Here is a 12,132-nt window from a genome sequence, read left to right on the forward strand (position 1 = left end):
ATTAAAAAAATATCGAAAAAAGAAGTCCTTCTTCTGTTTAAATTCTCATTTTGTTATATGGAATTTTATATAAATAAACTCTCAATTATTATCCTATTCATCAATCGCTAAAGGTAAATTATAAAGTTTTGCCCCTACAAAACTCCTAGAATTACATAAGGAAGGACTTTTTGTAAGACTAAAAAATTTACTTGAGATAATAATAGTCATAATTAATAGTTACTCATGTACTTGAAATTATTAACAATTTGGTGACGGAAAATTCCGCCGATTATATTTTGGAGGAGAAAAATGGATAAAATTTTTGCAACAAAAAAAGAACTATCAATTATCTTTGGCGTTCCCGTTAAGACAATTAATAAGGACATCACAGAAATGCGCCTTATGCCTGAATTTACATCTGCTGTACTTCGTCCTAGTTATCGACGTGTCCTCATCAATATCAAACAGTATCAAAAATTTTTAGAATATAAATCTGAGAAATTCAATGACTAAAAAAAATGATATAATAGAGGTGTGTATATGCTTCTATTTTTTGGAAGGAGCAATATGTTTTATAAAAAACTCGAAAATGGTAAATATCGTTTTTATGAAAAATTTAAAATAGGAGGTATTCAAAAACAAGTATCCATCACATTGTCCAGTAAGACAAGAGTTATGCAAGCTATGGCTAAAAAAATGCTCGCTGATAAAATTGCTTTATCAAAAAATAATGTAAACTTGATTTCAAGTAAAGCAACGATTGGTGAAATCCGAGAACAATGGATTTGTTTTCTAAAAAAATCAATCTCAGAAAATTCGGTTGAAAGTTATCTATCATCTTTAAAAGATTTTTTTAACCAATTTAATAAATATCAAGTTAATAAGCTTACTCCTGCTCAATTACAAGCTTATTTTACTCATAATAATTGGGCATTTCAAACCATAAAGCATAAGAAAAATGTAATGGCACAATTCTTTAAATATGCTGTTAGAGTGGGATACTTAAAAAAGTCTCCACTTGAAAACGTGATGTTTGCTAAAAAAAGTCGAACCACAGGGAATACAGCATCTATACAAGAAAAATATATCACGAAAGACGAATTTCGTGCAATACTTGACTATTGTAATTCTAATTCACGTCTTGATAAACGTCATATTTATCTTATGGAATCTCTCTATTTGACTGGTATTCGTCTTGAAGAAGCTGGTGCCATTCAAACTGAAGGAGATTTTGACCTTAATAAAAAAACTCTTAAAATAACAAAAGCAATTAACACTAAGGCAACTGTTGCAAATGGAAGGAAACTTTATTCTACAAAAACGGATTCTTCTTTTCGTACCATTTCTTTAAGTAGCCGAAGTGTTGAAATAATTAGATGGTTTTTAGAAAATAAAACTGATAATAATTTTCTTTTCGCGAATCGGAATGGAAATGTAATTCAACAATCTAGTTGTTGGACCTTTGTACATAACGTTTGTAGCAAAGCCCTCAATGACAATAAACAAAAATTTAACAACCATATTCTTCGTCACTCTCATATTTCATTACTCGCAGAAGCTGGTTTACCTTTAAAAGCAATAATGGAGCGTGTTGGTCATACACAAGAAGCTACAACTTTAAGAATTTATAACCATGTAAGCTTTAAAATGCGTGATTCAATCGGGGAAAAGCTTAATGAATTATCCATTTGACAGTTAAAAACGCTAACCCAAAACTAACCCAAGCAGAGCGAATAATGGAGTAGAATGAAGTAGAATGAATTTTTTGATGATACTGTAACTCTAATTACAGAGTACATTTAGATAGAATGGAGTAGAATAGAAAAAACAACTTATGAATATTAATGACTTTGATTTTAATTTACCTGAGGAATTGATTGCACAGACACCTTTGGAAACACGCAGTGCAAGCCGTCTTTTGGTACTTGACAAAGAAACACATGAAATGCAAGATAAGCATTTTTATGACATTATTGATGAGATGAACCCTGGAGATGCGCTGGTGCTTAATAATACACGTGTTTTGCCTGCTCGACTTTATGGTATCAAGCCTGATACTGAAGGTCACGTTGAGCTTTTGCTTCTTAAAGAATTGGGTGAAAATCGTTGGGAAACACTTGCTAAACCTGCCCGTCGTATGCGCGTTGGTCAGGAGATTATTTTTGGTGATGGGCGTTTGAAAGCTACTGTTCTTGAAGAATTGGAACATGGTGGACGTATTATTGAGTTCCATTATGAGGGAATTTTCTTGGAGATTTTGGAAAGTTTGGGCGAAATGCCTTTGCCTCCTTACATTCACGAGAAATTGGAAGACCAGGAACGTTATCAGACAGTTTATGCGAAGGTTAATGGCTCTGCAGCTGCTCCTACTGCTGGTTTGCATTATACTCCTGAACTTTTGGATGCTATTCGTGCTAAGGGTGTTAAAATTGTGGAGCTGACTTTGCACGTGGGGCTTGGAACTTTTCGTCCTGTGTCTGTTGAAAATGTCGAAGAACATCATATGCACAGTGAATTTTATCAGTTGAGTGAGGAAGCGGCAGCAACATTGCGCGAGGTAAAAGCTTCTGGACATCGCATCATTGCTAGTGGAACGACTTCTATTCGCACGCTAGAGACGATTGGTACGAAGTTTAATGGCGATATTCAGGCGGATTCTGGCTGGACGGAGATTTTCATTAAACCTGGTTATGAGTGGAAAGTGGTTGATGCCTTTAATACGAATTTCCATTTGCCCAAGTCAACTTTGGTCATGCTCGTTGCTGCTTTTGCTGGACGTGATTTCGTATTGGATGCTTATCAGCACGCGATTGACGAACATTATCGTTTCTTTAGTTTTGGTGATGCAATGTTTATCAAATAATTTTTTGATATGTCAAAGCCGTTGTGAGCTTGCTCACATTACGGATAGGCTAGTTTGTTTACCTAGAACTGTCAAACTTATTTTTCTGAAAAATTGATGGCAAAATCTAAGAAAATTTTTTTGACAGAACTGTCAAAAATTTTAAAAGCTCTGTTTTTTTGACAGAGCTTAATTTTGAGGAATTTTATGAGTTTTTTAAATGTTATTTTGACTGAAAATTTCATCAGCGTTATTAGCGATGGTCAAATTACTGAACATAATTCTATTACACAAGAAAATTTTCAAAAATTTTATGTCAGTAAAAATCACTTTGTCATTGGCATCACAGGTTATGAAAAAATTGTGCGCGATATCAAAAAGAGATTCCATTATTTCCCTAAGTTGAGTTATCAAGAAGCGCAACTTTTGCTCATTGACGAACTGCGAAAATACAGGAAAAAGCAAAATGGAATTGGCAAGCTAATTCGTTTTAACGCAGTTATTGCTGGATTTACTGACAGTTCGTCAGTTTCATCTGCCCGAACTTTTCATATTGAAAAAGGAGAAATTAGCACAAGAGATTATAGCTCTCAAGCCGTTCTCTCGCTTTGTCCTGATGATATTTCGTTCAATCCCAATCAACTTATTGCACAAAATATAAGCCTTGAGAATGGGAAAATCTTGCCATTTCAAGCTCAAGCACTTCAACGTAGCACCTTATTTAAAGTCGCTGAGCAATCAAATGCTGTAAATAAAATTATTTTTCAAGAATTGATTGAAAATGAATAAAAAACTTTTTTGACAGAATTGTCAAAAAAGTTTTTTAATTTTGTTCATCAGATTTTTCATTTTGTGTCGCAGTTGACAAACGAAGTTTTCCTGACGGATTATATTTTTTCAGCAACTCATCAATTCGTGCATCATTCCAATGATCCGCTGACACAATGAAATTTCCATCTTTATCTCGATTTGAAATAATCTTAAATCCCATTTTTATCCTCTTCTCAGTTTCTTAGAATATCCAAATTTAACTCACATTAATCAACAAATTCAAATTCAAATTTTTCAATCCGAACTAAATCTCCATCACGCGCACCAGCACTACGAAGCGCCTCATCAACTCCCATTCCACGCATTTGTCTAGCAAATTTCATTACAGATTCATCATGGTCCATATTGGTCATTCTGTACAATTTAACAAGTTTTTCACCAATCAAACGGTAAGCCCCATCAGGGTCACGTTCGATTTCAAATGGTGTCGTTTCTTCTTCAAAACCATAATAAGCATTTTCAGAAGCCACATCTTCTTCATCATAAAGTGGAAATTCTGGTGTTTCCTGCAAGAGTTCATTTGTTGCTAAAAGCAATGGTTGCAAGCCTTCACGTGTAATTCCAGAAACTGGAAAAATCATCGGAAGCTCCTCACCAGCCGGCAAATCTTCAGACAATTTTTTCTTAAATTCAGCCAAATTTTCAGCAGCTTCAGGCATATCCATCTTATTTGCAACAATAATCTGCGGACGTTCCATAAGACGTAAATTATAAGATTCTAATTCTTCGTTAATCGTTTTATAATCTTCATAAGGATTACGTTCCTCAAGCCCAGACATATCTAACACATGAAGCAACACGCGCGTTCGCTCAATATGACGCAAAAATTGAATGCCAAGACCAGCACCAGAATGTGCACCTTCAATCAATCCAGGCATATCCGCCATGACAAAACTCTTTTCAAAACCAATCTGAACCATCCCAATATTTGGCGTAATCGTCGTAAAGTGATAAGCCCCAATTTTGGGACGCGCATTAGAAACCACACTCAACAAAGTCGATTTCCCAACAGATGGAAAACCAACCAGCCCAACATCTGCCAACACACGCAATTCCAACAGCAAGATTTTTTGCTCGCCAGGTTCGCCATTTTCTGCCACTTCCGGCGCAGGATTTTTTGATGTCGCAAAACGAATATTTCCACGGCCACCACGACCGCCTTTAGCCACAACAAATTCCTGTCCTTGCGTTACCAAGTCCACCAAAACCTGCCCTGTTTCATTATCTTTTACGGTTGTTCCTTGTGGTACTTTCACAATAGTATCCGTAGAACCTCGACCAGTCATGCCTTTAGACATTCCCTTCTCACCAGGTTTTCCGCGGAAAATGCGATTATATCGAAAGTCCATCAGTGTCGTCATTCCCTCATCTACTCGGAAAATAACAGAACCACCACGACCACCATCGCCGCCCCAAGGACCGCCATCCGGCACAAATTTTTCACGCCGAAAAGCAACAGCGCCATCGCCACCTTTTCCCGCCCGTACTTCAACTTTCGCAGTATCTAAAAATAAACTCATAATTACCTCAATGGCACACAAAAAGCACCAATTTTCTCTTAAAATCTATTATAACATAAAAATCCCAGCAAACTCTTTTCCCTTTTCAAGAAAATGTCCAAGTTACTTCGCTGTCGTAGTCGTCGTAGAATTTTGAGCAGCAGAACTTTTCTTTGCACTTGCACTCTCAGAAGCTAATTCTTGCAGATAAGCATCTTTTGGTTTCGTATAAATCCCAGCTTCCATATCTACTACCTGTGGTGCCTTCACCTGTTTTGCCACACTTGGATAATAAGGCAATTTTTCAGACATTTCATTCAACGGAACACGAACCTGATTTCCATCGCTCATATCCAGTGCAATAAAATCTTTTGTCGCAGCCGTCGGCGTTTTTGTAACTGTCGTAATCAAACTTTGCAAACTTGGTTTCAACTGCTCAAAAGCTGTCACAAAAGTTTTCACTTCACTATCAGTAAAATTTTTCAACATCGGGATTTTTTGCAACTGACTTGGATTAATGACTTGGTTTTTCAAAATATAACCATTATCAAGTACCAGATATGTTTTATTATTTTGTTGCACATAAACACTTGGCAGATGTTCTACTACTGCTGCCTTAAAATGATTAGGAAATTGAAATTTCAGTTGAACAGAAGCAATACGAGGAAAATTTTGCTCAATTCTCTGTTCCACTGCTCGTCTTTCTCTGAGAATTTTAAAAACATTATCTCCGGTTTTCAATTCAGAAGCCGCAGCAATCTGCTGTGATGACTCATGTTGATTGCCTGATACAGAAAAATTCCCAATCTTACTCAAAGGAGACACCGCATAAATAGCTCCTAAAAATATCAAAACAGCAATAATCAAAACAAATTTCATCTGATTTAAAAGTGACGGAAGATAACTAAAACGTGGGACTTGCTCTTCTTCCTCAGCTACAATAAATTCATTTTCAGACTTAAATTTATTAAAAGCCACTTCCGCTTCATTTTCTCTCTCATCATTAAAAATATCTTCTTCAGTTTCAAATTCATTTTCTAGCGCTTTTTTTTCAGTTTCTTCCACTTTTGATGAGCGTTTAGATTTTTTAGCAGGATTTGGCGTCACAGTAGCTTCTTCAATCGCTTTTTGACGTTTATATTCTTGATTTTTTTCTTGCCAAGGGGTTAGATTTTTGTTTTCTTCACTCATTTAGTTATTTCTTTCACAAGTTTATAAAGCTTATCACTAGCATCTGGCACACCAGCTGTCAAACTATTTGCCGCCATTGTTTGATAAGCTTCTTCATTCTCAAAAATTTCAGAAATCGTCTGCAACATTAGCTCACCAGTCAACTCTCTATCAGGAATTAACTTCGCAGCTCCTTTATCAACCAGCGCCTGTGCATTTTTTGTTTGATGATTAGCCGTTACATTAGGACTTGGCACAAAAATCGTTGGTAAACCAAGTGCTGTCACTTCCGCAATCGTTGTTGCACCTGCTCGACAAAGTATCAAATCAGAGCTTGCAAGTACTTCAAGCATATTTGAAATATAGGGACGGATAGCAATATTCCCAGTATTTTCATACTTTGCAAAAATTTCTTTATCTTCATCAAAATAAATCTGCCCTGAAGCATAAACCACTTGATAATCTTGCTTTGCAAATTCAGGAAGTGCTTGTTTAAAAGCTTCATTGATAGTCATCGCACCACGTGAACCACCAAAAATAACAACCGTTTTTTTATCAGCTTGCAACTGATACTCTTTTTCTAACACATCACTTGCTTGTAAACTTGCCACTTCCTGTGCTCTAGGATTACCTGTAAAAACCGTTTTTTCTGCTGGAAAAAATGGTTTAGCAGCCTCAAAAGCCACAGCAATCTGCTTCACACGTTTACTCAAAAATTTATTGGTAATACCTGGAATAGAATTTTGCTCATGAATAAGTGTAGGAATTTTCAGCTGAGCTGCAGCATAAAGTACTGGTCCAGCAACATAACCACCTGTTCCAAGTACAACATCTGGTTGAAACTCTTTGATAATTTTTTTCGCTTCCCGCGTTGAGCTGATAAATTTCGTCACTGTCCGAAAATTATCCAATGACAAAGAACGACGAAATCCTTGGACATCTACCGTTTTAAAATCTAAACCAGCCGCTGGAACAATTTTATTTTCCAGCCCACGCTTTGTTCCAACATACAGAACTTCTGAATCCGGTTCAACACTTCTAAGATAATGAATAAATGCGAGTGCTGGATAGATATGTCCACCAGTTCCCCCGCCAGTAACGATAATTCGCATGATTTTCTCCATGACTTTTAACAGATTTTTATAGATATACTCATTTTGATGAGCCATTTTTATTGATTTTTGAGTGTTTCAAAAGTTTGAATGAACAAATCTCCACGTTCTTCAAAAGTCTTATATTGGTCCCAACTTGCATTGGCAGGACTGAGCAAAATTGTATCCCCATTGCCAGTCCTGGCCAAAACTTCTTTCAAAGCTGTTGCCACATTTTCACTCTTAAACACAGGAATTCCCAACTTCTCAGCAAGGTTTTGCAACTTAGGGGCCGTTTGACCGAAAACAATCATTCCTTTTAGTCCTGCTATATCATCTGCAAGTTCATCAAAACCATTTCCACGGTCAAGTCCACCAGCAAGTAACCAAAGTTTAGTATTATCAAAACCAGAAAGTGCCTTTTGAGTTGCAAGAATATTTGTCGCCTTACTATCATTATAAACTTTATGTCCATTAATTTCGCCAAGGTATTGCAAACGATGTTTTACACCAGCAAATGCTGTCAGAACAGAAATAATCGCTTCATTTTTTGCTCCTTGCAATTTCGCAACTGCAATCGCAGCTAAAGCATTCTCAACATTATGTTCCCCTAGTAAAGACAAGTCTGCACTATTCATGATAAATTCATCTTTGAAATATAACTTACCATCGTATTCATAAGCACCATCAACCTTTTCATGTGTTGAAAATGGTACAATTGTTGCTTTTGTCTGATTTGCAAGTGCCTTACATTTTTCTTGATTAAAGTTTAAAATTAAGAAATTTTCTTTCGTCAAATGTTCTTGAATGCGCCACTTTGCAGCTTCATAAGCTTCCTGTGAACCATGATAATCCAAATGTGCAGAAAATAAATTTGTAATCACTGCAATTTTAGGCTTAAAGGTCTCAATTCCCATCAGTTGGAAACTTGAAAGTTCCATGACAAGCGTATCATCTGGCGTTGCTTCACTCGCAACATCTGATGCAGGAAAACCAATATTACCAGATAACTTCGCTGATTGTCCATCCGCATTTAAAATCGCCGCAATCAATGTCGTTGTGGTTGTTTTTCCATTTGTACCAGTAATTCCAATAATTGGGGCTTCTGATACCAGATAAGCTAATTCAACTTCTGTAATAACAGGAATTTTTAATTCCAAAGCACGAACAACCATTGGATTATCATAGCGAATTCCTGGATTTTTAACCATTAGTGCAAAATCTTCATCAAGTAATTCAAGTGGGTGATGTCCACAAATAACTTTGATACCTTCTTCAAGCAGAGTTTGCGCTGCTGGGTTTTCATCAAATGCTTTACTATCATTTACTGTAACGATAGCTCCCAATTTATCAAGCAAGCGCGCTGCTGCTATTCCTGACTTTGCCAATCCCAAAACTAAAACTTTTTTATTTTCAAATGTTGTAATTTTCTTCATTTCTTCTCCGATAGACTGCGATTTTTTCGTCAGCCTGCAATTTCTGAAAAATTGCACTCTTTATCCGTTCTATTTTACCGCGAATCGGCTATTTTTTCAACAATCCCAACAAACTTTCTTTATTTTTAATACTGAAACACAAAAAAGCTCGCCTTTGACGAGCTTTCATTTATTAAAGAGCATCCGCATCTTCTTCGCCTGTACGAATCCGAATCACGCGCTCAATAGGCTGAACAAAAATTTTACCATCGCCAATCTCTCCTGTTTGAGTAGCTTCAACCACAACTTTGACGATATCATCGACTTCTTTGTCAATACAAACAATTTCAATTTTGATTTTTGCCAAAAGCATGGTTTGGATTTTTTGTCCACGGACATACTCAGTAAAGCCTTTTTGTTTCCCATAACCTAGCACTTGTGACACTGTCATACCACTTGTCAAGCCATTTTGGGATAAAGCTTCTTTCAAATCTTCTAATTTATCCGTCCGAATAATTGCTTCGATTTTTTTCATATTATCTCACTTTCTTCATTTTATATATCATCGCTTATGAATCCAATCCTAAGAAGGTTGGATAAGCTGTTTCTTCATGTTCACTATCATCCAAACCAACTGCTTCAGCATGATCTGTCACACGAATTTCAGTAAATAGTCCAATCACTTTTATAATTATAAAACTCACTCCTCCAGAAAACACTAAGGCAAATAATATTGCTACTATATTTGCAATAAATAATTTTCCTGAGCCGTAGATTAAGCCAGAATAACCTTTTCTCAAGGCAAGAGCTGGTGTCGTAAGAATTCCAGTCATCAATGCACCAAGCATTCCACCAATACCATGACACCCAAAAACATCAAGTGCATCATCAAATCCCCATTTGCGCTTTACAACAGACATCATAAAGAATGATACAGGACTAGCGATTAAACCAATCAACATTGCTCCCCAAAGCGGAACAAATCCGGCTGCTGGTGTAATCGTTGCTAATCCTACGATAGCACCTGTACAAGCACCGAGAACAGAGAATTTCCCAGTTATTTTTTTTTCAACAAACATCCATGAAAGCATTGCTGTGGCTGCTGCTGTATTTGTCGTCATGAAAGCAGTAATGGCAACCCCATTTGCTGCTAAAGCAGAACCGGCATTGAAACCAAACCAACCAAACCACAAAAGTCCTGTTCCCAAAACAACGAAAGGAATATTGTGTGGGCGATATTCTAGACGTTCATAATCACGTCTTTTCCCAAGAACTATCGCTAATATCAATCCAGAAATACCACTAGAAATATGAATAACAATCCCTCCTGCAAAGTCTATCGCCCCCAATTTGGCAAGGAAACCTCCGCCCCAAACAAGATGAGCAAGGGGATAATAAACCAAGAGTAGCCAAAAAACCATAAAAATCATCATAGATGTAAATCGCATACGACCAGCCACAGACCCTGTCAATAAAGCAACTGCAATAATTGAAAACATCATCTGAAAACCACTAAATAAACCATCTGGAATTTGGTTAGTTGGGAACATCGTATTTTTTGCCATACTCACACCATTCATAAAAATATGAGAGAGATTTCCTAAAAATGCTCCGCTACCTGAAAATGACAACGTAAAGCCAATAATCACCCATAAAAGAGAAGCTAATGCCATTGGTGCAAGTGACATCATCATTGTATTCAAAACATTTTTACGTCTTCCTAAACCACCATAAAAAAGAGCAAGAGCTGGTGTCATCAATAAGACGAGAGCACTACATATCATGATAAATGCGATAGAACCTGTGTTCATACTAAACCTTCTTGTATATTATATTCTGAAAATAAAATCATTTTCTATGTTATAAATTATAACATATGTTTTCAAAATTGCAAGAAAGAATATAGTTATTTCTTTTATGTTAGATTTTATTACATCGGTTTTATGAATCTAATCCTAAGAAAGTAGGATAAGCTGTTTCTTCATGTTCACTATCATCCAAACCAATTGACTCTTCTCTTTGACTCACCCTTAGTGGCATGAAGATGGCAATAGCTTTGATAATTACAAAGCTAACAACTGCTGAGAATACAATCGTAAATAAAACAGCTGTGATATTTGCTAATAAGAGTTTTGCAGAACCATAAATTAAACCAGAATAACCTTTTTGTAGTGCCAAAGCCGGTGTAGTGAAAATTCCTGTCATAATTCCACCAAACATTCCGCCAATACCATGACAACCAAACGCATCAAGCGCATCATCATAACCTAATTTTTGTTTCACAACACTCATCATAAAGAACGAAACGGGACTCACCAAAAGTCCAATAATAATCGAACTCCAGAGCGATACAAATCCTGCCCCCGGTGTGATGGCGACAAGTCCAACAACCGCACCCGAACAAGCACCTACAATTGAAGGTTTACCAATAATAATCTTTTCGACTAACATCCAAGAAAGCATCGCTGCTGCAGCTGCTGTATTGGTTGTCATAAAAGCGTTGATTGCTACGCCATTTGCCGCCAAGGCAGAACCTGCGTTAAATCCAAACCAGCCAAACCATAGAAGTCCTGCTCCCAATACAACAAAAGGAATATTGTGTGGGCGATAAGGCATTCCATAGTCACGACGTTTTCCAAGAACAATAGCTAATACAAGAGCAGTTACTCCACTTGATATATGGACGACATCACCACCAGCAAAATCAATCGCATGGAGCTTAGCAAGAAATCCACCTCCCCAAACCATGTGAGCCAGTGGATAATAAACAAGTAAAAGCCATAAAGCCATGAAAATTAACAAAGGAGTAAAACGCATCCGACCAACAACAGCGCCTGTAATCAAAGCTACTGTAATGATTGAAAACATCATCTGGAAGCCACTAAATAATCCATCGGGAATTTGACTTGTTGGAAAAAGCGTATTTTTCGCCATATCCACACCATTCATAAATAAATGATTAAAATTTCCAATAAAATCACTTGTTCCTGAAAAAGATAAACTAAAACCAATAATAACCCACAAAAGTGAAGCTATAGCCATAGGAGCTAATGACATCATCATTGTATTTAAGACATTTTTACGCCTGCCTAGCCCACCATAGAAGAATGCTAAAGCTGGAGTCATTAGTAATACCAACGCTGAGCTTAGCAAAATGAAAGCAATTGATCCTGTATTCATACATCACCTCTAAAATAATAGTTTATAATCTGAAAATTCTATCAATAATCAAATCATGTTATAAATTATAACATATTATTTTAGAAAAGCAAGGATAAAGTTGAGTTTATGTCATAAAATAT

12 protein-coding genes are annotated in these 12,132 nt (G+C 36.5%); 4 read left to right on the forward strand and 8 right to left on the reverse strand.

Translation table 11 applies throughout. The features are described 5' to 3' along the window. The first annotated feature begins 291 nt into the window (after positions 1-291). The 4 genes from KJS36_RS02845 to KJS36_RS02860 all read left to right on the forward strand — a co-directional run bounded on the left by KJS36_RS02845 (position 292) and on the right by KJS36_RS02860 (position 3,613). Entirely contained in the window at positions 292-495 is a 204-nt protein-coding gene (locus KJS36_RS02845; RefSeq protein WP_213534136.1) for a DNA-binding protein, read from the forward strand. A gap of 54 nt (positions 496-549) precedes the next feature. Further along, complete coding sequence (locus KJS36_RS02850; protein ID WP_213534138.1) at positions 550-1,674, forward strand: tyrosine-type recombinase/integrase; 1,125 nt, start codon at positions 550-552, stop codon at positions 1,672-1,674. 142 nt (positions 1,675-1,816) lie between these two features. Continuing rightward, entirely contained in the window at positions 1,817-2,845 is a 1,029-nt protein-coding gene (gene queA, locus KJS36_RS02855) for a tRNA preQ1(34) S-adenosylmethionine ribosyltransferase-isomerase QueA (protein WP_213534141.1), read from the forward strand. 186 nt (positions 2,846-3,031) lie between these two features. Continuing rightward, positions 3,032-3,613 (forward strand): hypothetical protein, encoded by a 582-nt coding sequence (locus tag KJS36_RS02860; RefSeq protein WP_213534143.1) that lies wholly within the window; start codon positions 3,032-3,034, stop codon positions 3,611-3,613. A gap of 34 nt (positions 3,614-3,647) precedes the next feature. Here KJS36_RS02860 and KJS36_RS02865 read toward each other — a convergent pair whose 3' ends face one another. The 8 genes from KJS36_RS02865 to KJS36_RS02900 form a co-directional block, all read right to left on the reverse strand. Then, positions 3,648-3,815 (reverse strand): hypothetical protein, encoded by a 168-nt coding sequence (locus KJS36_RS02865; protein ID WP_213534145.1) that lies wholly within the window; start codon positions 3,813-3,815, stop codon positions 3,648-3,650. Between the two features lie 46 nt (positions 3,816-3,861). Next, positions 3,862-5,175, reverse strand: a complete 1,314-nt coding sequence (obgE, locus tag KJS36_RS02870; RefSeq protein WP_213534147.1) for a GTPase ObgE — start codon at positions 5,173-5,175, stop codon at positions 3,862-3,864. Positions 5,176-5,277: 102 nt separating this feature from the next. Next, on the reverse strand, positions 5,278-6,345 hold the full coding sequence (locus tag KJS36_RS02875; RefSeq protein ID WP_213534149.1) for a cell division protein FtsQ/DivIB: 1,068 nt from the start codon (positions 6,343-6,345) through the stop codon (positions 5,278-5,280). Beyond that, positions 6,342-7,436, reverse strand: a complete 1,095-nt coding sequence (gene murG / locus KJS36_RS02880) for an undecaprenyldiphospho-muramoylpentapeptide beta-N-acetylglucosaminyltransferase (RefSeq protein WP_213534696.1) — start codon at positions 7,434-7,436, stop codon at positions 6,342-6,344. Before murG ends, KJS36_RS02875 begins: the two co-directional genes overlap by 4 nt. 59 nt (positions 7,437-7,495) lie before the next feature. Further along, positions 7,496-8,851 (reverse strand): UDP-N-acetylmuramoyl-L-alanine--D-glutamate ligase, encoded by a 1,356-nt coding sequence (gene murD, locus KJS36_RS02885; RefSeq protein ID WP_213534151.1) that lies wholly within the window; start codon positions 8,849-8,851, stop codon positions 7,496-7,498. Positions 8,852-9,023: 172 nt separating this feature from the next. Continuing rightward, complete coding sequence (locus KJS36_RS02890) at positions 9,024-9,365, reverse strand: P-II family nitrogen regulator (protein WP_213534153.1); 342 nt, start codon at positions 9,363-9,365, stop codon at positions 9,024-9,026. Between the two features lie 34 nt (positions 9,366-9,399). After that, positions 9,400-10,641 carry an ammonium transporter gene (locus KJS36_RS02895; RefSeq protein ID WP_213534155.1) on the reverse strand — a complete coding sequence of 414 codons (1,242 nt, stop codon included), beginning with the start codon at positions 10,639-10,641 and terminating at the stop codon, positions 9,400-9,402. A gap of 130 nt (positions 10,642-10,771) precedes the next feature. Then, complete coding sequence (locus KJS36_RS02900) at positions 10,772-12,010, reverse strand: ammonium transporter (protein ID WP_213534157.1); 1,239 nt, start codon at positions 12,008-12,010, stop codon at positions 10,772-10,774. Between the last annotated feature and the right edge of the window lie 122 nt (positions 12,011-12,132).

Source organism: Lactococcus nasutitermitis, from assembly GCF_018403765.1.
Taxonomy (GTDB): Bacteria; Bacillota; Bacilli; order Lactobacillales; family Streptococcaceae; genus Lactococcus; species Lactococcus nasutitermitis.